Origin of the sequence: Hymenobacter nitidus (assembly GCF_020447315.1) — a bacterium.
GTDB classification, from domain to species: domain Bacteria; phylum Bacteroidota; class Bacteroidia; order Cytophagales; family Hymenobacteraceae; genus Hymenobacter; species Hymenobacter nitidus.
The window spans coordinates 448,004-472,040 of the sequence record NZ_JAJADQ010000003.1 but is presented as its reverse complement, the minus strand read 5'-3'; the positions used below and the strand labels follow the sequence as shown (position 1 = coordinate 472,040).

Below are 24,037 nucleotides of genomic sequence, written 5' to 3'. Positions count from 1 at the left end.
TGCCTATGAAAACGCTGTTTTTTTTGCTGTTGCTGACTGCTACGGCTGCCTGCTCGCCCGTGCGGGTCGAGTCGACCAGCCAGACGCCGGGCGTCGACTTTTCGGCCTACAAAACCTACAACTTTCTGGACGTGACGGCCCGCAACGAGGACGCCTTCACAGCCGGCGGCACCGGCGTGGAGCAGCTCAAGCAGGCCGTGGCCCGGGAGCTGGAGCGCCGGGGCTACCAGCGGGCCGACGCGCCCGATCTGTGGGTGAATATCGGGGTGGTGAGCCGCCAAAAGGTGCAGACCCGCGAAACCAACATCCAGGAAGCGCCCATCTACATCGGGCAGCGCCGCTACAAGTGGCAGCGGGAGCAGGTGCCGGTCCGGACCTATGCGGAAGGCACGGCCACGGTGGATATCGTGGATGCGGCCCGGCAGGAGCGCGTCTGGCAGGGCGTGGCGGCCAGTGCCCTCACCGATGACCCCGAGAAGCTGGCCGCCCGCATCAACGAAGGCGTGGCCACCATGTTCGAGCAGTACCCGGTGCGCCCCTAGTAGGAGCTTAATTGCCACGGTCGAGCCACCAAAACCGCGGCGGTCCGTAGAATCCTGGGCCGGCTGGCTCCCGGGCCAGTGGGCTTTTCCCGATTACCAACGCAGTATTTAACGATTCCCGACTATGACTAAGAAGAAATCCAACGCTACCTTAATCGGAGCTTCTATTGCGGCCGTAGCCGCTGGTGCCGCCTACCTGAGCTATTCGCAGGGCAGCTGGCCGTTTAAAGGCCGCGGCGCCGGCAGCACGCCCGGCGCCAAGCTCAGCAGCTCGGGCCAGGGTACGGCCAAGGTCGATGTGGCCCTGACCAACGAGGTGGCCAGCTACACCGAGCACAACCCCAACAACGCCGGTGACTTCACCGACGACGGCGCCACCGGCAACGCCGACTAAGGCCGGCGGCCGGTAGACGGCTGTTGGCCTCCTTTTCAAACCGCCCGGGTCTGTCCAGACCGGGGCGGTTTGTGTTTGTGGCCGCCAGAAACGGCCCGAAAAACCGGGTTGCTACCGCAAACGATTAGATAGTTTATCTGCGCCGCCGTCGGGCTTACGGTGAGTTAGCGAGTAGGGGCGCTGCCTATATTTGGCGGAAGCAGCCGGTGGTTTCAATCGTGGCCCGGGCCCCGCAAAGGCCCGTATCAAGGGCTAGGTCCCTGTTTTTGAACCTCCGTGCTGCCGTGGTTTTTCCTTTCGCTTCCACCATTGCCCAACCTCCACTTGTTGAAAAACATGTTCCAATTCCCCCGCCCCGCGCTGGCTCTGCTGGCGCCTTTTGTGCTGCTGAGCGCCTGCCAGAGCAACTCGACCACCGCCACGACCGAAGCCACCACCGCCCCGGCGGCCGACTCCGCTGCTAGTGCCGCCACGGCTGCGCCCGCCGATACGGCCAGCAAAAAATATCTGTCCCAGCCGCTGGTAAAGGACATTTATACCGCCGACCCCTCGGCCCACGTCTTCAACGGGCGCATCTACATCTACCCCTCGCACGACATTGAAACGGGCATGCCCGAGAATGACAACGGCGACCATTTCGCCATGCGCGACTACCACATCCTGTCCATGGACAGCATTGGCGGGAAGGTAACCGACCACGGCGTGGCCCTCGATTTGAAGGATATTCCCTGGGCCGGCCGCCAGCTCTGGGCCCCCGATGCGGCCTACAAAGACGGCACCTATTACCTGTATTTCCCCGTTAAGGACAAGCAGGATATTTTCCGCATCGGCGTCGCCACCAGCAAGTCGCCCACGGGGCCGTTCAAGGCCGAGGCCAAACCCATGGAAGGCAGTCTGAGCATCGACCCGGCCGTATTTACCGACACCGACGGCAAAACCTACATGTACATGGGCGGCATCTGGGGCGGACAGCTGCAGCGCTGGCGCACCGGCAAGTACGACGGCAGCAAGCCCAAGGAGCAGGAGCCGGCCGCTACCGAGCCTTCCGTGGGGCCGCGCGTAGCCCGCCTCGGGGCCGATATGAAGCAGTTTGCCGAGCCCGTGCGCGAGGTCAAAATCGTGGATAAGGATGGCAAGGTGCTGCTTTCGGGCGACAACAACCGTCGCTTCTTCGAGGGGGCCTGGATGCACAAGTACAACGGCAAGTACTATTTCACTTACTCCACCGGCGACACCCACTTCCTGGCCTACGCCACCGGCACCTCGCCCTACGGCCCCTTCACCTACCAGGGTACCTTCATGAATCCCGTACAGGGCTGGACCACCCACCACAGCATCGTGGAAGTGAAAGGTAAGTGGTATATCTTCTACCACGACACCCAGCTCTCGAACAAGACCTGGCTGCGCAACGTGAAAGTAGCCGAGCTTAAGCGCGGTGCCGATGGCAGTCTGGCCCTGATAAATCCGTAAGTTGAGTGACAAGCAAAAAAGCCGCCTGAACAATTGTTCAGGCGGCTTTTTGCTTTCTGATGGTTCCTGTTCTGTCCTTGCGAAGAAACAGGACATTCCGCGCATCAAGCGGCGTCAATCCGTCCGCTGCAATGTGCGGAGCTTCCTTTTGTGAAAAGCCCTTTACTCCGGCCGGAATAAAGGGCTTTCTGGGTAAAGGTCATGCCGAACTGCGCAGTGGACGGATTGCTTAGCGCTGCTCGCAATGACACGTTGTATTTTACCGCTTGTTAGTCTTGTCGAGCACGGCTACCACATCCTTGGTCGAGACTTTCTGGCCGGTTTCGGCGGCGCGGTAGATGGCCTGTAGCAGCTGCACGTCGCGCAGTCCCATTTCGCCGGGTACGCGGGTAGGCTTGTCGTTGAGGATGCAGTCGGCGAAATCGTCCATCTGCCGGGCCTGCTGGGGCACGTTCTGCAAGCCCAGCGGGCCCTTGTGGGTACGGCCCTGAATGCCGCCGTAGCCGAAGGCGGGCTGGAGCTCCATAAAGCCCTTGGCCGTTTCGGCGCGCAGGCGGCTGTTCAGGTTTTCGGCGTAGCTGGTGCGGCAGTTGGCCACGGCGCCATCGGCAAATTGCATCTGCCAGTTCACGCCCGCTTCCACCTCCTTGAACAGGCCCTTAGGATCGGGGTTGGGGGCCAGCTTGGCCGTGACGGACACCGGAATTTCGCCCTTAGTATAGATAACGCCCTGCAGGCAGTAGATTCCCATATCCATCAGCGGCCCGCCGCCGGCCAGCTCTTTGTCCACGCGCCAGGGCGTGTCGTTGTTGAAGCGGAAGCCGTTGTCGGCCACCAGGCTTTTGATGGGCCCCAGCTCCAGGTTCTGGCCCAGGCGCATCATTTCCTGGTGGTGGGGCTCGAAGTGCAGGCGGTAGCCGATGCTGAACTTCTTGCCCGCCTTCTGCATGGCCGCAATCATGCGGCGGCAGTCCTCGGCGGTAGGGGCCATGGGCTTCTCGCAGATAACGTGCTTGCCGGCCCGGGCCGCCCGCTCCACGTACTCGGCGTGCATGCCCACGGGCAGCACCACGTAGATAATGTCGATGTCGGGGTTGTCGGCAATCCGGTCGAAGGTCTGGTAGTCGTAGACGTTCTTATCGGGAATATTGTACTGCCGTTTCCACTGCGAGGCCTTGCTTGGGGTGCCCGTTACGATGCCGGCCAGCTTGCAGAGCTTGGTTTGCTGCAAAGCCGGGGCCAGCTGCCCGTTACTGTACTTGCCCAGGCCCACCAGGGCCACGCCCAGTTGCCGGCCCGCCTGCAAGGCCTCGTGGCTGGCCGGGCCGTAGGAGAGTTCCTCCAGCCACGAAAGCGGCTGACCAAGAGCCGAGTGCGCGGCCAGCCCGGCGCCCAGGCCCAGGGAAAGCGTGCGGATAAATTCGCGGCGCGAGGCCGCCGATAACCGGTCGAAGGATTTCATATCGCTGATAGATTGGTTTTTAGCTTGATACCCGCTGGCCGGCGCTGGGGTTGCGGCCGGGCGCTTATAAGCTGCGTACGTAGGCCGCCATTTTCTCCCGCAGTGTGGCGTCGGGCAGGGCACCGGTGCCGGCCCGCAGGTTGCTGGCCAGGTGCTGGGAGTTGCCGGTGCCGGGAATAACGCAGGTGACGGCGGGGTGGGAGAGAATGAATTTGAGCAGGAACTCGGGCCAGCTGAGGCAGTCGATTTCCTGGGCCCAGGCTGGCAGCGGCTTGCCCTGCACGTGGCGCAGCAGCCCACCCTCGCTGAAAGGCCGGTTGATGAGCGTGGCTACGCCTAGCTCGGCCGCGGCCGGCAACAGGCGCTGCTCGGCGTGCCGGTCGAGAATAGAGTAGTTGAACTGCACGAAGTCAACCGGCTCCTGGCGCATAAGACGCTCCAGCTCACTGTGGCTCGAATCGGTGTAGTGGGTGAGACCCAGGTAGCGGATGCGGCCCGCCGCCTGCCAGTCGCGCAGGGTGGGCAGGTGCGTTTTGTAGTCCACCAGGTTGTGAATCTGCATCAAATCGAGGGTGGAGCGGCGCAGCTTCCGCAGTGACGCTTCCATCTGCCGGATGCCTTCCTCCCGGCCCTGGGTCCACACTTTGGTGGCATAGAAAAAGCGGTTCGGGGCCGGCAGCTGGCTGGTAAGCGCGCCCACTACCGTTTCCGAGCGGCCATACATGGGCGAGGAGTCGATAACCGAGCCTCCGGCGGCGTGCAGGGTTTCCAGGGTCTGAGCCAGGGCGGCCGGCGGCCGGGTGTCGGCTACGTCGAAGGTCCGCCAGGTGCCCAGCCCGATGACGGGCAGGGGCTCCTGCGAAGATGGAATCAGGCGGGTGAGCATGGGGGCAGCTGCTTATTCATCCGCCGGAAACGTCCCCATCTGCCCGCCCTCAAAATCGGCAATAGCCTGCATCAGCTCCTGGTTGGTGTTCATCACAAACGGACCGTAGGTGGCCAGAGGCTCCTCAATGGGGGCGCCGGCCAGCACGAGCAGCACCGTATCCTCGGTGGCCGTGAGCTGCAGCTCGGGCGAGTTCCAGCCGAAGACCACGAGCTGCTTGGTGGTGGCCGGGCGGCTGTCGTGGAGCTGCAGGCTGCCCTTCACCACATACACTCCCACGTTGTAGTCGGCGGGCAAGCTCAGAGTCAGGTCGGCGCCGGCGCTCAGGTGCACGTCGAGCAGGGTGATGGGCGAGAAGGTTTCGGCCGGGCCCAGGGCGTTGTCGTAGCTGCCCGCAATAACCCGGATATGGCCCTTGCCCGCTGCCACGGGCAGGCTGGGAATAGCGGCCGCCCGAATGTTCTGGTAGCGGGGCGGCGCCATTTTGTCGCGGGCGGGCACGTTCACCCACAGCTGCAGCAGCTCCAGGGTGCCGCCCTGCCGGGCAAACTCCCGCTCGTGGCGCTCCTCGTGCAGCAGGCCGGCCCCGGCCGTCATCCACTGCACGTCGCCGGCCCCCAGGGTGCCCTCGTGGCCGGCTGTGTCGCGGTGGGCCAGGGCGCCCTCGTACACCACCGTCACGGTTTCGAAGCCGCGGTGGGGGTGGGGCGGCGTGCCCAGGGGCGCGTCGGTGGGGGCCACGGGCATGGGCCCGGTGTGGTCGATGAGCAGAAACGGACTGAGCTGCCGGATGCGCGGGCCGGGCATGGGGCTGGTCACGTCGAAGCCGTCGCCGACGAACTTCTTGTTGCCGTCAATTACCTGAAATATTCTGCGAAAGGTGGTTTCCATAGAGCGTACTAAAGCGAGGCTGAGCGGGTCGAATACCAGCACTACGAAGAAAAGCCCGGGGGAAAATGTTTTCGGAATGGCCGCTTGCCCGGTAGCCGCCGCTGGTTTGGACATCCGGATCTGATTGGTGAAGTTGCGGTGCATCACCTGTTTTCGGTGGCTTCTTTCCCCTTTCTTTACCGCCTTCCAGCTACCGCTGCCGACGTATGGAATACCTGATTGGAATCGTACTGATTGCGGTGCTGGGCTGCGCGGCCACGGTGTATTTCTTTTACTGGCTGCCGGCCAAAGCGGGCCACCCGAAGGTGGGCAGGGGCCTGGCCGCGCTGGTAGCCGGGTTTTTTGTGGTGGCGGCGGCTGGTTTGGTTTTCGAAGACGAGCTGTTCTCCAAAAGTGACGCCCGCAAGCTGCTCAGGGAGCAGGGAGTGCTGTTGCAGGACGATTTCACCATCCAGGCAAACCACTCCTCGTCGGCCCCCGGCGGCGACTATTATCACTCCTTCACCCTACATATTTCCGCCGCTGACAGCAAGAGAGTAGCCGCATCGATTCGCCAAGCCCCCGGCTTCGAAAGGGACGGTGAGCCCCTGCCAGACTCCTACAAATATGGCCCCGGCCGATATGACGGCCCGCCGCTGGTGCGCAGCTACGCTACCGCCGCGTATCTCAACCGGGAGCTGTTCCAACCCCACGGTGTGCCCTTTGCGCCCACGTATCGGGTAATAGCCGTCAGCAAAACCAGCAACGAGCTGATATTTACGGATTTCAACAAATAGAACCGGCTAAGCGCCGGGCAGGCAACGGCCAGTCCAGCGGGCCGGGAGTGAAGCACCCCGGCCGGGCAGCAAAAAGCCGGGACCCGCCGCAATGGCAAGCCCCGGCTTTGACCGGTAGTCGAGGGCAAATAGCCCGAAACCGATATTACTGGACTACTATCTGGGCGCGGCTCAGGCCGGCTTCGAGCAGATACACACCGGGCGTGAGGCCAGCCGTGGGCAGGCTCACTTCCTGCCGACCCGCCGCGAGGCTGGTCTGGCGCACGAGCTGGCCCAGGGTGTTGCGCAGGGTTACGGCCTGGGTAGAAGCTGCCGGAGCGGCCAGGCGCAGCGTGGCCGTGGCACCGCCCGCCACGGGGTTAGGATACAGGGCCAGAGGCTGAGCGCCAGCGGCCTGGCGTACGCCCAGCGTAGTACCGGCATTGGTCAGCTTGGCCACGAAGATGTCGCGGGTGGAGCCCACCAGCGTGTTGGGGCCGAAGGTGACGTTGGTGGAGAAGAGGTTGCCCAGCGTGAGCAGGCTGCCGGCCGCGTCGAGGGCAATGGCGTTGAAGCTATAGCGGCTGGGAGTAGCGCCGTTGGCAGTACCGGTCGGGGACTTGATGGCGTACTGCCACTGGCCGGCCGCGTTGAAGCGGGCCACGTATAGGCCCGGGGTAGTAAAGCTGAGCGTTTGGGCGCCAAAGGAGTAGGTCGAGGCCGGGCTCGTTGTAGCACCATCCAATTCCCCCGCTACTACGGCGTTGCCCTGGGCATCTACGGCCAGCTTGTTGCCGCTGTAAAAGCGGCCGGTCTGGCTGGCGATAGAGCCGGCCAGGTTCCAGGCGCCGGCCGAGGAAAGGCGGCCGACGAAGCCAACCGTGTTAGCGGGCAGGGTAACAGTCCCCAGCTGCCCGCCGGCATTGCCGTCGTTGAGCACCCAGAGGTTGCCGCTGGCGTCGTACTGCAGCGCATTTACGTCCAGAGTAGAGGCGCCCGGCGCCTGTACTACCCACTGCCACTGGCCGGCCGGGGTAAGCTGGGCAACAGCCATTTTATCGACGCTGCTGGCGTTTATCGTAGCACCACCCAGGGTTACCGAGCCGTCCTCGACGTAAACGGCAACGGCGACCTGCCCCTGGGCGCCCACGGATACATCGTCTCCGCTCACCTCAGCGCCCGCAGCGCTTGCCCGTACACCGAGGGCGCTGGTCCACTGGCCGGCCTGGCTGAGCCGGGCCACGTACATACCCGTGTCACCGGTGCCCAGAGGGGCTGGCAGCGCGGTGCTGCCGAAAGAGGCCCCGCCGTAGTAGCCACCGGTTAGTAGCAGTTCGCCATTCACGGGGTTCAGCGCCATGTCGTGCGCACTGGCGCCATTCACGGCAATCAGCCAGGTGCACTGGCCGCTGCTGTTGAGCCGGGCCACGAACATGCGTTCCTCCAGGCTGGTGCTGGCCAGGTTCAGCGTAACGGTGCCCACGCGCATGGAAGTAGCACTTTCATCCACTGTGCCCGCCACAAACACCTCGCCCGCGGCCGTCGTCACCACATTTGATATAAATACATATGTAGTGCCGCTAGCATCCTGGGATTCGATGGGCGTGGCCCACTGCCACTGGCCGGCCGCGTTCAGCTTGGCTACCACTCCGCCGATATCGGTGGTGCTGAGCGTGGTGCTGCCAAAGTTGCGAACCGACGTTACACTATTGCGCGCCTGCATGCCGACGCCCACGTAGCTGTTGCCGGCCGCGTCGGTGGCAATAGCGTAGGCCCGCGCTTCGGTTTGGTTTGTGGGCGTTGGGTTTACGCTTTGGGCGCCCCACTGCCAGGCCGGCGTTTGGGCGTAGGCGGCCGTCATGCCCAGGGTGCAGGTCAGGCCTAAAGAGAGTAAAAAGTTGCGCATAGATGAGGTTTGATGCAGTAGAAACAGACGAACAAATTTCCGACGGGAAATCACCGTGCGCAATACCTACTTCTGGGTATTCTTAGGCGCACCGGGGCCACTGGGCGGGTTTCTGCTTCTCTTCAGGCTTCTGCTGAACCTCTTGGCGCTCTGCTTTTTTAAGGGTTTCTTTCCCTTATTCCGGCGCCGGGCCGCGCACGCCTATGCTCCTAAATACTTCTTCGGTAAGCAGGCACTGCTGCTGCTGGGAGAAACCCTGCACGTAGGCCCGGGCCCGGGCCACGCGCTGCCGGGTCAGCGCGGGCTGCGCCAGGCAGTGGCCGATCTGGCGGGCGCAGGCTGGCACGTCGCCGGCGGGGTAGAGCAGGCCCGTTTCGCCTTCCTGCACCAGCTCCAGGGTGCCGCCCGCCGCCAGGGCTACTACCGGCACGCCCGCGGCCATGGCTTCCAGGGTTACCATGCCGTAGGTTTCGTTGGGAGAGGCCAGCACAAATACATCAATGGCGCGGTAGAACACGACCGGGTCGGGCTGAAATTCGCGGAAGAACACGTGGCTTTCCAGGCCCAGCTGCCCAATAAGCTCGCGCAGATGGCGCAGATACGCGTCGCCCTCGTTGCGGGTCAGCTCGCCCATAATCACCAGCTGCACCGGCAGGGCCGCGGCCGTGCGCAGCTCGTGCAGCACCCGCACCACGAAGTCCTGCCCCTTGCCCGGGTCGAGGCGGCCCAGGATGCCGAGCAGCGGGCCCGTAGGGGGCAGGCTCAGGGCGCGGCGTGCTTCGGCCGGGGTGAGGGCAGCCCCGGCAAACTGCTCGACCGGCAAACCCAGCGGCACCACGTGTACCCGCTCGGGGGCGTAGCGGGTTTTCTCGGCCACCTGCCGGGCCAGCCCCGGCAACGGGCTCAGCCAGGCATCGAGCAGCCCAAAGCGCCAGGTGTGAAACCAGTCGCGCTTGGCCTGGCCCAGCTGCATGTGCTGCTGGTAGACCAGGCGCAGCTGCCCGCGCATGAGCAGTTTCACCAGGCTGGCCAGGTTCAGGTCTTTGTTCTGGGTGACGACCAGAACCGCAACCTGCCGCTCGTGCAGGTGCTGCTGCAGAGCCTGGGCGGCGGCCAGCAGGCCCAGGCCCCGCGCCGGGCGGGTGGGCACGAAGGGCACGGCCCATTGCCCGGTCAGCTCGGCCAGCGGAGTAGCCGGAGGGGCGAAAAAAGTGGCGTTCCAGCCCCGGGCCTGCATCCAGGCGGTAAACTTCAGGCTGTTCAGCTCCAGGCCGCCCAGGCTGCCAGACAGGCACAGCACGGCCAGTCCGGGGTTATCTGCTGAGGCAGTGGTCGAGGGAGCGGGGGGCAAACTGGAAGGAGCGGGTTCGGGCATTGCTGGGGAATGGAGCGAAGGCAAAGGTCCCAACTCCGCAGCAGAAAGACAATTCCCTTCCCCGCGCCATAGCACGGAACCAGAGTTTGCCAACGAGCAGGCGCTGGCAGCCAGTCCGGCCCAAGACCACAGTTCTTAGCCGGATTAGAAGCCGGGCGCCTGTTTTCACCGCGTTGCACTGCCCGGCCCGCGCTGTTCAGAGCAGTTTGCTACGCTTCATCCTCCTGATCCGACGCTTCGGTAACCTTTAGTTTCATCCGGCCGGGCCGGCGGGCACCTTTGAGCATCACTTCGCCGCTACCCCGATGAAACGACTGCTCCTCTCGTTGCTGCTCCTCCTGTTCACCACGGCTGTTGCCGCTCTGGCCCAAACGCCCACCACCCTCAGCGGTACCGTGCGCGACGCCGGCGGCCAGCCCCTGCCGGGCGCCAACGTGTTCCTGAAAACCACCTTCGACGGGGCCAGTACCGACTCGCTGGGCCGCTTCCGGTTCAGCACGCGCCAGACCGGCACCCTGCCGCTGGTAATTACCCTGCTGGGCTACCAGCCCCAGGAGCAGGCCGTGGCGCTGAGCGGCGGGCCCCAGCGCTTTATCTTCACGCTAAAGGCCGTGCGCAACCAACTCGGCGACGTGGTTATCACCTCGGGCACCTTCGAGGCCAGCGACACCAAGCGCAACACCACCTTCTCGGCCCGCGACGTGGTGACGACGGCCGGGGCTTCGGCCGACGTGGCCGGGGCCCTGAACACCATGCCCGGCACCACCCGCAACGGGGAAGAAGGCAAGCTGTTTGTGCGCGGCGGCGGGGCCGGCGAAACCCGCCAGTACCTGGATGGCGTGCCCCTGCAAAGCCCCTACAACGCGGCCGTATCGGGCATGCCGGCCCGGGGGCGGTTTTCGCCCATGCTCTTTAAAGGCATGGCTTTCAGCACCGGCGGCTACTCGGCCGAATACGGGCAGGCGCTGTCGGCGGTGGTGGCCCTGACCTCGGAAGACCTGGCCCCGGAAACCCAGACCGGCATTTCGCTCTTTTCCATGGGCATGCTCGGCCTCTCGCACCAGCAGCGCTTTGCGCGCAGCTCGGTGGCCGTGACCGGCGACTACATGAACATGCGGCCCTACTTCGGCATGGTGCCCCAGCGCATGCTCACGGCCTATGAGTCGGCGGGTGGCTCAGTGGCTTTGCGGCACAAAACCGGCGAGATGAGCATGCTCAAAGTATACGGTGCCTTCACCCAGCAGCGCATCGGGGCCAAGCAGCCCAGCGCCGAGTGGGCGGGCGGCCAGCCGGTCAGTCTGCGCTCAAACAACACGTACGTGAACACCACCTTCCGCAGTCCGCTCAGCCGGGGCTGGTCGGTGCAGACGGGCGTGGCCGCCACCCGCGACTTCCAGACGTCCAGCATCACGGCCCGGCAGGCCAGCTCAGGCAACACCCAGGAGCAGGCCATGCAGGAGCTGGAGCAGAGCCTGGTGGGCCGCCTGGTGCTGACCAACGACTCGGCCAGCGCCTACTGGAACCTGAAGCTGGGCGTGGAAGGGCTGGTGCAGCGCAACGAGCTGCGCTTCACGGCCGCGCCCTACAGCAGTACCTTTAACTTGAGCGAGCAGCGCGTGGCCGGCTTTGCCGAGTCCGACATTGCCTTCAGCAACAAGCTGGTGGGCCGCGTGGGCGGGCGGGGCGAATACTCGGCCGTGCTGGGCCGCTGGAACGCCGCCCCGCGCCTAGCCCTGGCCTATCAACTCGACGAGAAAACGCAGCTGTCGGGCGCTTGGGGCTACTTTTTCCAAAACCCCGGCAACGACCTGCTGCTACGCGTGGCCAACCCCGAGCGGCTGCGCTTCGAGCGGGCCCAGCACCTGCAGCTCACGTATTTGCGCAGCTACCAGAACCGCACTCTGCGCCTGGAAGCCTATTCTAAAACCTACGCCCAGCTGGTGCGCTACGACCTGCGCGGCGGCGTGTACAACCCCCAGCAGTTTTTGCCCGCCGACCCGGCCAGCTACCGTAGCACCGGCACGGGCTACGCCCGCGGCGTGGACATGCTGTGGCGCGACAAGAAAACCGTGAAAAACGCCGACTACTGGATCAGCTACGGCTTTATTGATACCAAGCGGCAGCAGCGCTTCGACCCCGTGCTGGCCGTGCCCACCTTCGCCGCCCGGCACAACCTGAACCTGGTGGGCAAGTACTGGGTGGGCAAAATTCACACGCAGTTTGGGGCCACCTACACCTACAGCAGCCCCCGGGCCTACTACAACCCCAACGACCAGGAAGGCTACAACCGGGGCCGCCTGCCCAGCTTCCAAGACTTCAGCCTGAACGCCAGCTACGTGACTACGCTGTGGAAGAACTTCACCATCGTGCACGTGAGCTGCACCAACGTGCTGGGCCGCCAGAACGTGTTTGGCTACCGCTACAGCGCCACTAAGGATGCCAGCGGGCAGTACGCCGCTACGCCCGTGCTGCCCTCGGCGCCCCGCATGGTATTCGTGGCCCTGCTCATTTCTATTAACAAGAAAACCCCGGCCGATACCAGCGTAGCGCCCGACTAGCTGAGTCGGGTGGGACGACGCTTCATCCGCCCCAATCGACGTTTCGGCAATCTTTCTTTTCAACCGCCACGGCTACCACCCACCTTTGGAGCATACTCTTTCACTGCTGTCACAAACCTTTCATCCTTACCGACTTTTGCCATGAAAAACTCGCTGCTTGTTCTCGCCCTCGTTGCCGCTTCCTTCTCGGCCGCTGCCCAGCAACCCGCCGCCAAAACGGCTGCCGCTCCGGCTGCCCCAGCCGCCCCGGCCGGCTACACCGATATGATGGCCGCCACCATCACGGAGCTGCACGGCACCGGCGACCCGGCCCAGCTCAAGGAAATCGTCAGCAAGTTTGAGCGGGCCGCCGCCGCTGCACCTACCGACTGGCTGCCCCAGTACTACCAGGCCTACGGCCGCCTGCTGACCTGCTTCACCAGCAAGGAAGACGGCGACGTGAAGGACAAGTACCTCGACCAGGCCGAAGCCGCGCTGGCCCAGGCCCGCAAGCTGGGCGGGGAGGAGTCGGAGCTGCTCGTGGTGCAGGCCTACATTCACCAGGCCCGGCTGGGCATTTCGCCCATGGCCCGCTCCATGAAATACTCGGGGCTGGTAAACGAGGCCCTGGCGCAGGCCAAAAAGCTGAACCCCGCCAACCCCCGCATCTACCTGGTGCAGGGCAACAACCTGCACTTCACGCCCAAGATGTTCGGGGGCGGCGTGGAGGTGGCCAAGCCCGTGTTCGAAGAAGGCAAAGCTCGCTACGCCGCCTTCAAGCCCGCTACGCCGCTGATGCCGAACTGGGGCGAGCGGCAGCTGCTGGGCCGCCTGAAAGCCTACGAAACATCCTCGGCCACTCCGACCCAGGCCGCCAAGTAGCGGGCCAGAACGAAGCTCCTCTCCTTGAAAAAAGGAGAGGAGCTTAATGCTGACTTGTATCTGGCTTCCGTGGTCTGAACTCTTGCCTTTCCGCCCGTATCTTGCCATGGCTTCTACCACGCTTCTGTCCGGCGCTGCCCGTCCCATGTCCGAACCTGCTTCTTCCATGCCGTATCTGCGGGGTTCGCGCCCCTGGCTGCGGCTGCTGCTCACGCTGCTCGGCGTGTCGGCCGTCATCAGCCTCTTTACCTGCCTGCCCTGCCTGGATAATCCCCGGGAAATGACTGTCAATTTCCTGCTGACCACCATGTATACTGTGGGGCTGTGGCTGGCCAATGGCTACTCCGTCGACTGGCTCGATAAGTACGTGGGCTGGAAGCAGGCCCCGGCCAAGCGCCTGGTGCTCACGCTGCTCGTGTCGCTGGTGGGGTCGTTGGCGGTGATTATGGTGGTGCGGCTGGGCTACATTCTGTACCGGGGCCAAAACCCGGCACTGCTGTTTTCGGAGCAGTATTTCAACGGCTACATCTTCCCGCTGGTCATCACCGTCATCTGCTCGCTGTTTATGCACAGCCGCTCGTTTCTGCTGGGCTGGCGCGAGGCCCTGGTGCGCAACGAGCGGCTGCAGAAGGAAATGGCCCAGGCCGAAACCGAATCGTTGCGCCAGCAGCTCGACCCGCACTTTATGTTCAACGCCCTGAATGCGCTGACCTCCCTGGTGGAGGAAGAGCCCAAGCTGGCCGTGCGCTTTATCCGGCAGCTTTCCCAGGTCTACCGCTACGTGCTCGATGCCCGGCAGCGCGAGGTAGTGCCCCTGGCCGATGAGCTGGAGTTTGCCAAGTCCTACCTGTTTTTGCAGAACATCCGCTACGGCGAGGCCCTGCAAATAGAGCTGCCCGAGGCCGCGCAGGTAGCCGCCAACTTCGTGGTGCCGCCCCTAAGCCTGCAGCTGCTGCTGGAAAATGCCCTCAAGCACAACGCCGCCAGCGTCAGTCAGCCCATGCACCTGCGCATCAGCCTCGACAGCCCCGGTAAGTGCCTGACGGTGAGCAATACGCTGCGCCCACGCCGCCTGGGCCCCGATGAATCCCTGGGCATCGGCCTGCCCAACCTGACGGCCCGTTACGCCCACCTGACGGCCGAGCCAGTCGTCATAGCCCGCACCGACGCGGAGTTCGTTGTGACCCTGCCCGTGCTGGAGCTGGAGCGGTAAGATTTTAATGCGCTGATGTGTTGGAATGTGGGTAATGTGCTAAGGAAGAACTCGTGCCCTTGCGAGGAGACAGGACATTCTGCGCCTCAAGCGGCGGCAATCCGTCTGCTGAAATGGGCCGGGTCGCCTTTTACCAGAAAGCCTTTTATCGGTGGTTCGATAAAGGGCTTTCTGGGTAAAAAGCGTGACTACCTTCGCAGCGGACGGCTTAGCTGCGCTGTCCTGCGGGTGCTTCGGCTTACGTCTCGCAATGACACATGCTTCACTGAAGAATTAGCACATCAGCACACTTTCCACATTCGCACAGTAAAAAATGAATGCCTTTGTAATTGAAGATGAGCCCCTGGCGGCCCGGCGCCTGACTGAGCTGCTGCGCCGCCAGATGCCGCCCGTGGAGGTGCGCGCCACCGCCGATTCGGTCGAGGCCGCCGTGGTGCTGCTGCAAACCGCCGCCACACCGCCCGACGTGCTGTTTCTAGATATTCACCTCTCAGACGGCCTGAGCTTCGAGCTGTTTGAGAAGGCTGACGTGCGCTGCCCGGTCATCTTCACCACCGCCTACGATGCCTACGCCCTGCGGGCCTTTAAGGTCAACAGCATCGACTACCTGCTCAAGCCCATCGACGAGGAGGAGCTGCAGGCCGCCTTGCACAAGCTGCACACGCTGCGGGGCGCCTCGGCCGCGCCCGCGCCGTCCTTCGACTCGGCGCTACTCACGCAGGTGCTGCAGCAGCTGCAGCCCCAAAATCAGTACAAGAAGCAGTTCGTGGTGAAGGTGGGCGAGCATTTGAAGGTGATTCCGGTGGAAAACATCAGCTACTTTTTCAGCCTGGAGAAAGCCACCTTCCTGCAAACCCGCGAAAACCGCCGCTTCGTTATCGACCAGACCCTGGAGCAGCTGGAGAAGCTCCTCGACCCGCGCCAGTTTTTCCGCCTGAACCGGGCCTACTTCGTGCAGCACGACGCCATCCAGGACATTATTCACTACACCAACAGCCGTCTGAAAACCGTGCTGCAGCCCGCCGCCCCCGAAGGCGACGTGCTCATCAGCCGCGAAAGAGTCCCCGCCTTCCGCGCCTGGCTGGAGCGGTGAGGATTTAATGTGGGGAAAGGGAAGAATGTGGTTGAATGTGCTAATCATCTGTCCTTGCGAGCAAAGCGCGGCCATCCGTCCTCTGCGCAGTACGACTCGTTCTTTTACAGAAAGCCCTTGCCCGCACGAGCAGGAAAGGGCTTTTTACTTTAGAAAGCTTAGCACATTTGAGAGGACAAATTGCCACGGCTGCGCCTCGCAAGGACACAGATTTGGCATTAGCATATTCCCCGCATTCCAACACATTAGCACCTCATCCTTCCAGCCAGGCTTTTAGCGCAGTGGCTTTTTCCTTGCTGACCATCACCTCGTCCGCCGGGGCGGGGGTTAAATCCAGCTTGAGCTTGCCGTTGAAGTGGGGGTGCAGGCGCTGCACGGCCTGCAGATGGGCAATAAACTGCCGGTTGAGGCGGAAAAACTGCCCCGGCTCCAGCAGGCTCTCCAGCTGCTCCAGGGTGTAGTCGACCACGAAGCGGCGGCCGTCGGTGGCTGCCAGGGTGGTTACCTCGTGGCGGCTCTGAAACCAGGCCACCGCGCTTACCGGCAGGGGCAGTAGCTGCTCGCCGCTGCGCACCAGAAAGCGGGTTTTGTAGGGCTGTCCGGGCCGGGTCAGACTGTCGCGCAGGTTTTCCAGCTGCCGGGCCGGGCCGTGGGGCGTGCCCCATTCCCGCAGCTTTAGCAGGGCCGCCTGTAGCTCGGCCAGCTTGATGGGCTTGAGCAGATAATCGACGCTGTTGGCCTTGAAGGCCCGCAGGGCGTAGGCATCGTAGGCGGTGGCAAAAATAACCGGGCTGTGCACGATAATCTGGTCGAACACGTCCAGGCTCAGCCCGTCGGCCAGCTGAATGTCGGAGATAATCAGGTCGGGGGCGGGGTGGGCCGTCAGCCAGGCCACGGCCCCGGCCACGCTGTCGAGCACGGCGGCTACGCGGGCCTGCGGGGCGGCCTGCAGCAGCAGGCGCTGCAGGCGTTCGGCGGCCGGGTACTCGTCTTCGAGCAGCAGTACGTTCATGCGTGGAAGTTACGCATCGGCCGGGAGTTGCTGCTTTTCGGGGCCGGGCAGCAGGGGCAAGGCCACGGTAAACTGCGCATCGGTGGCCTCGATGCACACCGGCAGCGGGGCCTGCAGCAGCTCGTAGCGGTGCACGGTATTGTGCAGCCCCACGCCGGTGCCGGGCCGCAGCCCCGCCGCCCGGGGCCGAAACGAGTTTTGTACCCGCAGGTAGCCCGTTGCCTCGTCGGCCGTAATGGTCAGGTCTAGGGGGTGCTCCCGGCTCACCACGTTATGCTTCAGCGCGTTTTCTACCAGCAGCTGCACGCTCAGGGGCGCTACGCGCCGGTCCAGCACGGCCACCGGAATATGCTGCTGCACTCGCAGATTGTCGCGGAAACGGGTCTTTTGCAGGGCAATATAGGCTTCCACAAAGGCCAGCTCCTCGCGCAGGGGTACCGTGGCTTTGTCGCGGCTGAGCAGCACGTAGCGGTACACGTCGGCGAGCTGCTCCACGAAGTTCTGGGCCGGGGTATTGACCTCGTCAATGAGGGCGGCCAGGGTGTTGAGGCTGTTGAAAAGAAAGTGCGGGTCGAGCTGGTTCTGCAGGGCTTCGAGCTGACTTTGCACTCCCACGCGGCTGAGCTGCTCGGCCCGGCGCACGTTGTGCTCCCACTGCTCAAAGAAATGGATGCTTTCGTAGAGCATCAGCACCAGCGTGCCCGGAATCAGGTTGAACGTAATCTGGGTGAGCAGGGCCCCCGGCGCCAGGGAAAAATACGGCGGCAGTAGCAGGTGCAGAACCGCCACTACGGCCACCGTGGCCACGGCGCTATACAGCAGGCAGGTGGCCGTGAGCAGCCACAGGCGCCGCCGCGTTTGCTCCACGGCCGGGTAGCGCCGCCGCAGCCACTTCCAGATAGTGCTCGTGCCCAGCCACAGCGTGGCCGTAAACAGCAGGGACACCGCCACGTGCACGGCCAGCAAGCCCAGGTCTACGCGCGTGGGCAGCTCGTCCATGGTGAGCAGGGCAATGAGCACGGCCAGCACGGGAATGCCCAGCAGGCGCAGTCGACGATCATTCATACGGTAAAGATGCGGGCCGCCGGCCCAAAAGCTACGGCCGCCAGTGTTGCGGGCCAGCGCAAGCTAAGAACGGCTTAGCTTAGCTTCCAGAACGGCAGACCCTGCAGCGCGTGCCAGTAGAGCCAGCCCACGGCGCCCACGTACAGCACGGTGAAGGCGGCAATGCCCACGCCCTGCCCGCTGGCTTGCAGCCGGGGCACGTAGCGGGCCAGCAGCCAGCCAAACAGGGGCAGGGCCTGCAGGGCGTGCAAGCCCAGGAAGTGAGCCGTGCGTAGGTCGCCGTAGCGGGTGCTCCAGCCCAGGCCCGGCAGCCCCGGTCCGCCATCGGCCCCGCCGATGGTGTGGCCCAGGTGGCTGATCATGCTGCCGCCAATGGCGCTGCCCACCAGAAAGACCACCAGGCCCAGACGCAGGCCCCACACGTAGGCCGTGGGGCCAAACGGCCGGTAGCGCAGCGTCAGGACCAGGGCCCAGATCAGCAAAGCCGTGTTCAGCATAATGAACACGCCCATGAGGCTGAACAGCAGGCTATCGAGCGGCGAGCCGACGTTGAAGTGGGATTTGGTGCCGCGCGCGGCCTGGGCAAAGATTACGAGGATTTCGACCACCATGCTCAGGGCCACGCCCCGGCTGATGCGGCGCACGGCGCGCTGGGCCGGTGCGGGCAAATCGGCCAGCAGCCAGCCCAGCGTCCAGAGGTAAATCAGGCCCGAAAGCGCAAATTTCAGGGGCTTAAACCACGCGTGCAGGCCCAGCACCAGCCGGTCGTCGAGGGGCAGCAGCACCAGGGCCACCAGGGCCAGGGCCGCGTGCAGCCAACCGGCCCCCGACAGGGCGGGGTTGCAGCGGTGCAGCACCCGCAGAAACTGCCGCACCGAGCCCGTGGGTTCGGGCGCCGCGGCGAAGGAAGCAGGCTGGGCCAGCGTGCGGCCCGCAAGAGCGAGGGTTTTCATAGCGCGAAAAGTGAAGGACGGGAAATGGGACTGGCAGCGAAGAAATCAGGCCAGGGCCGCGGCCACTGGCATTGGCTCTGGCACTCTTGCCGGGTAGAAGCGGCGCAGCAGGTGGTAGAGCAGAAAGCCCACCGGGCCCAGCAGAAACGTGAAGAGCAGCACCGGCACCAGCAGCGCGTGCGGCACCCCCCGGCGTTGGGCGTCGCGGCTCACCCAGGCGCCCACGGCCAGATCGAAGCAGAGGTAGTGCACCCAGCCGGCCAGCAGCGCCCACGGATCCTGAAACAGGGCTGCAACTTCGGCCAGGGAGCCGAAGCCGCCCCGGGCATTGCCCGTAACGAAGTAGTGCCACCCGATGCAGGCGGCGTAGAACACGGCCAGCAGCAGAGGCAGGGCGCCGCTGCCTACCACCCAGCGCGTGACGCGCCAGCGCGGGGCAAAAATCAGCAGCAGCCAGCCGGGCAGCACGAGGTTGGAGGCCAGCTGAAAAAGAAAGTCGGGTGACACAGGCATGGCGGGGAAGTGGGGTATAGCTCAAACTTCTGGAAAACGAAGCGGTTGTGTAGCTGCAAAATGGGTGAACCCGCCCAAAGCCGGGGTGAACCGCCCGAATCAATCTGGTGAGCCGAGGGGAGCGACTTTCCGGCCCGATAGTAAACTCCCCGCGCCGCCGCTCGTACCTTTGGGCAAGTGAATCGACTAGTAAGAAAATGGCTTGGCCTGAGCCTGCTGGCTACCGGACTGCCGCTGCTGGCCCAGGCCGGCACCGCGGACGACGACTCCTCGCGCGTGCGGCAGGCCCACCGGCGCATTGTGTTTCAGTTCGACAACCGCTACTCCGTCATTGATGGCAAACTAGTGGGCATTAACGGGCTGAAGCTGGCCGTGGAGTGGCGCGGGCGCCTGCGTGCCGGGGCCGGAGTGTACCTGCTCAGCAATGGAATTCCCTCCCAGGAAGCAGTGCCCGCTGAGCTGCCCGTCGGCACCACGGCCGAGCTGCGCTTCCGCTACGTGGCCGGCTACGCCGAATACCTATTTATCCGCTCCAACCGCTGGGAGCTGAGTGCCCCGCTGCAGTTCGGGGTAGGCCGCTTTTTCACCAGCTTCGAGCAGCCCAACGGTGCTAAAAGCAAGGATGCCAAGTCGACGGTGTGGCTGCTGGAGCCTTCGGTGTCGAGCCACTTCCGGGTGTTTCCCTGGTTTGGCATCGGGGTAGGGGCCGGCTGGCGCGAAACGGTGTTCGTGGAGCGCACCCTCGACGAAGCCCTGGACGGCCCCATCTTCTACGGCCGCGTCAAGCTGTTTCTGGGGGACTTGTACAAGACGGCCCGTTTCAAGCGCAAGCTGTTTTCCCAGCAGCACTTCCGCTACGAAGGCTAGGCGGCCGGGGTGAAGGTGCCTGAATAGACAGTTGCTGCTGCACGCAAGATGTCTCGCCGAGGCTCGGCATGATCGTTCCTTTTAAGGCACAAAAAGCCTGCCCCCCGATAAAGGAAAGCAGGCTTTTTCTATTTCGTCAATCAGCCGGCCGGCTTATTTCGGGCCCGAGGAAGTCGTCATGCGGCGCAGCAGAATGTGGGTGGCCTGCTGGTTTTTCACGCCGTTGGGCAGCGAGTATACCTGCACCACTTCCCAGCCCAGCTTGCCCATGTAGTTGAGCGTGCTCAGGGGGGTCGAAAAGACCTTCATTTCGCCCACTTCCCGCTTGGCCATGTCACTGTCGCCGAGCTTTTCGTAGCCGTAGCCGAAGTCCACGAAAATGTCGCTGCCCTTGGTTTTGGTGGGCTCGTTCAGAAACTCGGTTTTCAGCAGCTCGCAGTACTCGTAGCGGGCTGCGTTCAGGTTGGTGGTTTGCGCCAGGGAGGTGGTAGCGCGGCCGGCCAGCAACGAGAGCAGCAGGGCCGGGAAGAGTAGTTTTTTCATGGCAGTCGGAAGGGCTATGCGGAGGCCTTAGTTGTAGTTAGGCAGAAACTTGTACTTGCGGCCGTAATCAAGCATTTGCTGGGCAAAATCGGAAGGATATTCCACCTTCACGTCCACAATTTTACCGCCCTGCTCCACCGGCACCAGCTTGGGCTGAATAAAGCCGGCGTAGGGCGCGATGTTGAGCTTCGCGTAACGAGCCAGCACTTCCTTGTGCAGCACGGGGTCCACCTTCACGCCGTAGGTTTCAATCAGGTTTTTGGCCGCGGCGTAGTCACCCTCACTGGTCAGGCGCTGCAACTCGCGCAGCAGCTGGCCAAACAGGCCCCGCAGCTTCTGGTAGTCGTTGACTTTAAAGTAGGTCTTGCCGTCCTTGGTCACCTTCTCGATGACGTTGGCTTTTTTACCCTTCTCGTAGGCCCATTTGGCCACCATCTGGCGGTTGCGCATGTGGGCTTCCTCCACGGTTTCGCCCAGGGGCAGGCGCACCAGCTGGCCCATCAGGCCGTTGCGGATGTAGTTGTCGTACTCGGCCTTGCCCACTTCCAGGCTCGGCACCACGCCCAGCTGCACCAGCTTGGGGTCCATCAGGTAATACAGGGCTACCAGGTCGGCGCGGCCTTCCTCGATGGCCGAGGCGTAGCTTTTCAGGGTTTCCTTGGGCGTGCCCACGCCGGGGTTTATCTGGCCTGAGGCGTGGCCGATAACCTCGTGCATGTCGGTGTGGAGCTTACCGGCCAGACCGGCAAACTTGCGGGCCCGGGCTTTTTCCTCGTCGTTGTAGGCAAACTCGTCGAGCGAGCCGCCGGCGTCGGCCATGCCGTAGGCGTCCACGATGTTGCCCAGGTTCACCGACTTCGAGCCGTGCTCCTTACGAATCCAGGTGGCGTTGGGCAGGTTGATGCCGATGGGCGTGGCCGGGGCCGCGTCGCCGCTTTCCACCACGGTGGTAATTACCTTGGCCGTGATGCCTACCACGTTCTTTTTCTTGTGCTTGGGCAGAATCGGCGAGTTATCCTCAAACCACTGCGCCTGGTCGCCGATGGCCTTGATGCGCTTGGTGGCCTCCAGATCCTTGAACGACACCACCGACTCGTAGGAAGCGCGGTAGCCCAGCGGGTCGCCGTACACCTCGATAAAGCCATTCACCACGTCGGTGCGGCTCTTCGTGTCGCGCACCCAGGCAATGTTGTAGTCGTCCCAGGTTTTTAGGTCGCCGGTGGTGTAGTACTGCACTAGGCGCTGCAGGGCCAGCTTCTGCTCGGGGTTTTCGGCCACGTCCACGGCTTTGCCCAGCCAGTATACCACCTGCGTGAGAGCCTCGCCATACATGCCGCCCACCTTCCAGGTACGCTCCACGATATTGCCCTTCTCGTCCTTCATCAGCTTGGAGTTCAGACCGTAGGAAACGGGGCGCTGGTCCTTCTTGTCGATTTTTTTGGCGTAAAAATCCTCGGCTTCCTTCTGGGTCACGCCCTCGTAGAAGTTATTGGCAGAAGTCACCAGCAGGTCGGCGTCCTTTTCCTGGTTCACGCGCTTGGCGTTCAGGTTGGCATCGAAGATAACGGGGGTAATGGCGGCCAGAAACTGGTCCACGGTTTCGCCCTTCTCCAGCGGCAGCGTGCCGGCGTCCACGCTTTTCACCAGCTGCGCGAAGTAGGCCGGCGAGCATTCGGGCACAAACTTGCGGGTAGAGTAGTGGTGGTGAATGCCGTTGCTGAACCATACCCGCTTGGTGTATACGTTCAGCTTGTTGGCCTCGTCCACGCGCTGGGTGTTGGTGGTGGCCGAAATCTGCTGCTGGTTGGCGGGCCAGATGGCCTCCAGCGTGCGGCGCACGCGCAGGTTGTGCTTGTGGTTCTGGTCGTAGGAAATGTCGCGCCCGCACAGGGCTGCTTCGTAGAGGTAGTACAGCAGCTCCTTCTGCTGGGGCTCCAGCTCCTCGAAGCCCGGCACCTGGTAGCGCAATACGCGCAGGTCGGCAAACTGCTCGCTCACCACCTGAAAAGAGGATATTGGCTTGTCAAGCAGCGCGTCGGAAGTGCTGACGGCGCTGGCCGTGGAGCCGGCCAGGGTACGGGTAGTGGCTTTGGTCAGGTCCGAGGTCGACTCGGCAGCAGGGGTAGTGGAGGCGGTAGTGGCCGTCGTGCTGGCGCAGCCACCACCCAACTGAGCGGCCAGCAGCAGGGCTGCGACCGAAATATGGGTACGCTTCATTGCGAAAATTGCGGATGGAAAGTTGTACAAATCAACGTCTTTTTTCACATAGTTAAGACGCCGCAGGAGGGTGAAGTGCTTTATTCTGCCGAGTTTCTGAGCAGAGCGGCTATTTTCTGAGAATGGGAAATCAGGGTACCGCTCAACTGACCGCAATAGTATTGTCATGCTTGATCTAGTGTCCGCGGAGTCTAAGCATCTCTCCCGCAGTAGTAACCAGAATTACTTTGGTGGTAGAGATGCTTCGACTTCGCTGAGCATGACTTTGCTGATAAGAATGTAAGGGCCTTAATTAGGTGTGCTACTGGTGAGGTGCGTCGGGGCGCGGTGGTGCGGTGGTGGCGCGCAGCGTGTTCAGCCGGTCAAGCTTACCCGAGGCCGTGGTGCGGAACTGGGGCACGTAGACCAGTTCCCGGGGCCGCTCGTAGCGTTCCAGGCGCTCGGCCAGCAGGGCCAGCAGCGCCTGGGCCTGGGCTTCGGGCAGGGGGGCGCCTTCCAGGAAGGCCGTGACCTGCTCGCCCAGCCGGGCATCGGGGCGGCCGGCCACGAAGGTACGGCGGCCCGGCAGGTTCAGCTCCACCAGGGCCACTTCCAGCACTTTTTCCACCTTTTCGGCCTGCACCTTCACGCCCCCGGAGTTGATGACGAAGTCGGCGCGGCCCAGCCACTCAAAGGTGTGCTCGTCGAGCAGGTTTATCCGGTCGTTGGTGGTAATCAGCAGGTCGTCGGTAACGTCGGCGCGCACGGTGAGGCAGCCGCGCGCGTCTTGGGCAATGTGAATGCCGGGCAGGGCGCGGTAGGTCGAGGTAGCATCGGGGCCATTGAGGCGACGCAGGGCAATGTGGGAAGCCGTTTCGGTCATGCCATAGGTGAGGTACGTCGGCACCTTGAGCTGCTGAATAGCGGTTTCCAGGCTGCTTTCTACGGTGGCGCCGCCCACCAGAATGGCCTTCAGGCGGTTCAGGCGCGGCACATTAGCGGGAGTCAGCACTTCGCGCATCTGCAGGGGCACGAAGGAGGCAAAGTCGAACTCGGCCGTGGCGGGCACCAGGGCCAGCGGGTCGGCGTGGGGCTCCACGATGGTCATGTGCAGGTTCAGCTCCAGGCCGCGCACCAGCATCATCATGCCACCCACAAACTCGCAGTTGAGGCACACCAGCATCCGGTCGCCGGGGCCCAGGTCGAAGTAGTCGCCGGTGCGGCGGGCCGAGGCCGCCAGCTGCCGCCGCCGCATCGTCACCGACTGCGGCTTGCCCGTGGAGCCGGAGGTGCGCAGCCCGAATTCCAGGCCCCCGTTCAGCCATTGCCGGCAGAAGTCCAGCACCTTGGCCTCGTAGCCGTTCAAATCGACGGGGCTGTTGGCGGGATACTGCCGGATGTCGGCGTAGCGGAATTCGCGGCCGTTGAGCAGCAGGGAGTCGGGCAGGAGCGGGGAGGAGGTGGCAGACATAGGCAACGAAG

General features: G+C 63.5%; 21 protein-coding genes. 9 read left to right on the top strand and 12 right to left on the bottom strand.

From position 1 onward, the window contains the following. The first annotated feature begins 5 nt into the window (after window positions 1–5). The 3 genes from LGH70_RS08050 to LGH70_RS08040 all read left to right on the top strand — a co-directional run bounded on the left by LGH70_RS08050 (window position 6) and on the right by LGH70_RS08040 (window position 2,406). The gene (locus tag LGH70_RS08050; RefSeq protein ID WP_226184593.1) at window positions 6–542 is read left to right on the top strand and encodes a DUF4136 domain-containing protein; all 537 of its coding nucleotides are present in this window, start codon (window positions 6–8) and stop codon (window positions 540–542) included. 124 nt (window positions 543–666) lie between these two features. Then, window positions 667–936, top strand: a complete 270-nt coding sequence (locus tag LGH70_RS08045) for a hypothetical protein (RefSeq protein ID WP_226184591.1) — start codon at window positions 667–669, stop codon at window positions 934–936. Window positions 937–1,272: 336 nt separating this feature from the next. Next, window positions 1,273–2,406: a glycoside hydrolase family 43 protein gene (locus tag LGH70_RS08040; protein WP_226184589.1), complete on the top strand. Its 1,134-nt coding sequence runs from the start codon at window positions 1,273–1,275 to the stop codon at window positions 2,404–2,406. Between the two features lie 259 nt (window positions 2,407–2,665). On the opposite strand, the gene LGH70_RS08035 is transcribed toward LGH70_RS08040, so the two are convergent. From LGH70_RS08035 to LGH70_RS08025, 3 genes are all read right to left on the bottom strand, one after another. After that, complete coding sequence (locus tag LGH70_RS08035; protein ID WP_226184579.1) at window positions 2,666–3,868, bottom strand: Gfo/Idh/MocA family protein; 1,203 nt, start codon at window positions 3,866–3,868, stop codon at window positions 2,666–2,668. Between the two features lie 64 nt (window positions 3,869–3,932). After that, window positions 3,933–4,754 (bottom strand): aldo/keto reductase, encoded by an 822-nt coding sequence (locus LGH70_RS08030; protein ID WP_226184577.1) that lies wholly within the window; start codon window positions 4,752–4,754, stop codon window positions 3,933–3,935. Between the two features lie 12 nt (window positions 4,755–4,766). Then, window positions 4,767–5,645, bottom strand: a complete 879-nt coding sequence (locus LGH70_RS08025; RefSeq protein ID WP_226184575.1) for a pirin family protein — start codon at window positions 5,643–5,645, stop codon at window positions 4,767–4,769. Between the two features lie 206 nt (window positions 5,646–5,851). Between LGH70_RS08025 and LGH70_RS08020 the strand changes: the two genes are divergently transcribed. Further along, a complete protein-coding gene (locus LGH70_RS08020; protein WP_226184573.1) occupies window positions 5,852–6,421 on the top strand; it encodes a hypothetical protein in 570 nt (189 codons plus the stop codon). A 145-nt stretch (window positions 6,422–6,566) separates the two neighbouring features. Here the strand turns inward: LGH70_RS08020 and LGH70_RS08015 are convergent, their stop codons facing one another. Further along, window positions 6,567–8,306: a T9SS type A sorting domain-containing protein gene (locus LGH70_RS08015; protein ID WP_226184572.1), complete on the bottom strand. Its 1,740-nt coding sequence runs from the start codon at window positions 8,304–8,306 to the stop codon at window positions 6,567–6,569. Window positions 8,307–8,481: 175 nt separating this feature from the next. Next, complete coding sequence (locus tag LGH70_RS08010; protein WP_226184570.1) at window positions 8,482–9,681, bottom strand: glycosyltransferase family 4 protein; 1,200 nt, start codon at window positions 9,679–9,681, stop codon at window positions 8,482–8,484. Between the two features lie 305 nt (window positions 9,682–9,986). On the opposite strand from LGH70_RS08010, the gene LGH70_RS08005 reads away from it, so the two are divergent. The 4 genes from LGH70_RS08005 (at window position 9,987) to LGH70_RS07990 (ending at window position 15,406) form a co-directional block, all read left to right on the top strand. After that, a complete protein-coding gene (locus tag LGH70_RS08005; RefSeq protein WP_226184568.1) occupies window positions 9,987–12,239 on the top strand; it encodes a TonB-dependent receptor in 2,253 nt (750 codons plus the stop codon). 141 nt (window positions 12,240–12,380) lie between these two features. After that, a complete protein-coding gene (locus LGH70_RS08000; protein WP_226184566.1) occupies window positions 12,381–13,100 on the top strand; it encodes a hypothetical protein in 720 nt (239 codons plus the stop codon). A gap of 145 nt (window positions 13,101–13,245) precedes the next feature. Further along, window positions 13,246–14,313 carry a sensor histidine kinase gene (locus LGH70_RS07995; protein WP_226184564.1) on the top strand — a complete coding sequence of 356 codons (1,068 nt, stop codon included), beginning with the start codon at window positions 13,246–13,248 and terminating at the stop codon, window positions 14,311–14,313. Between the two features lie 313 nt (window positions 14,314–14,626). Further along, window positions 14,627–15,406 carry a LytR/AlgR family response regulator transcription factor gene (locus LGH70_RS07990; RefSeq protein WP_226184562.1) on the top strand — a complete coding sequence of 260 codons (780 nt, stop codon included), beginning with the start codon at window positions 14,627–14,629 and terminating at the stop codon, window positions 15,404–15,406. A 253-nt stretch (window positions 15,407–15,659) separates the two neighbouring features. Here the strand turns inward: LGH70_RS07990 and LGH70_RS07985 are convergent, their stop codons facing one another. The 4 genes from LGH70_RS07985 to LGH70_RS07970 form a co-directional block, all read right to left on the bottom strand. Beyond that, window positions 15,660–16,418 carry a LytR/AlgR family response regulator transcription factor gene (locus LGH70_RS07985; RefSeq protein WP_226184560.1) on the bottom strand — a complete coding sequence of 253 codons (759 nt, stop codon included), beginning with the start codon at window positions 16,416–16,418 and terminating at the stop codon, window positions 15,660–15,662. A 9-nt stretch (window positions 16,419–16,427) separates the two neighbouring features. Then, window positions 16,428–17,483, bottom strand: coding sequence for a sensor histidine kinase (locus LGH70_RS07980; protein WP_226184558.1), 1,056 nt, complete (start codon window positions 17,481–17,483; stop codon window positions 16,428–16,430). A 74-nt stretch (window positions 17,484–17,557) separates the two neighbouring features. Then, entirely contained in the window at window positions 17,558–18,436 is an 879-nt protein-coding gene (locus tag LGH70_RS07975) for a hypothetical protein (protein WP_226184556.1), read from the bottom strand. 45 nt (window positions 18,437–18,481) lie between these two features. Beyond that, the gene (locus LGH70_RS07970; RefSeq protein ID WP_226184554.1) at window positions 18,482–18,949 is read right to left on the bottom strand and encodes an ABA4-like family protein; all 468 of its coding nucleotides are present in this window, start codon (window positions 18,947–18,949) and stop codon (window positions 18,482–18,484) included. A gap of 177 nt (window positions 18,950–19,126) precedes the next feature. Here LGH70_RS07970 and LGH70_RS07965 point away from each other — a divergent pair, with 177 nt between their 5' ends. After that, window positions 19,127–19,816, top strand: coding sequence for a hypothetical protein (locus LGH70_RS07965; RefSeq protein ID WP_226184552.1), 690 nt, complete (start codon window positions 19,127–19,129; stop codon window positions 19,814–19,816). Window positions 19,817–19,969: 153 nt separating this feature from the next. On the opposite strand, the gene LGH70_RS07960 is transcribed toward LGH70_RS07965, so the two are convergent. From LGH70_RS07960 to LGH70_RS07950, 3 genes are all read right to left on the bottom strand, one after another. After that, the gene (locus LGH70_RS07960) at window positions 19,970–20,359 is read right to left on the bottom strand and encodes a hypothetical protein (RefSeq protein ID WP_226184550.1); all 390 of its coding nucleotides are present in this window, start codon (window positions 20,357–20,359) and stop codon (window positions 19,970–19,972) included. Between the two features lie 27 nt (window positions 20,360–20,386). After that, window positions 20,387–22,576, bottom strand: coding sequence for a dipeptidyl-peptidase 3 family protein (locus tag LGH70_RS07955; protein ID WP_226184548.1), 2,190 nt, complete (start codon window positions 22,574–22,576; stop codon window positions 20,387–20,389). Window positions 22,577–22,877: 301 nt separating this feature from the next. After that, window positions 22,878–24,026 (bottom strand): AMP-binding protein, encoded by a 1,149-nt coding sequence (locus tag LGH70_RS07950; protein WP_226184546.1) that lies wholly within the window; start codon window positions 24,024–24,026, stop codon window positions 22,878–22,880. Window positions 24,027–24,037 lie beyond the last annotated feature (11 nt).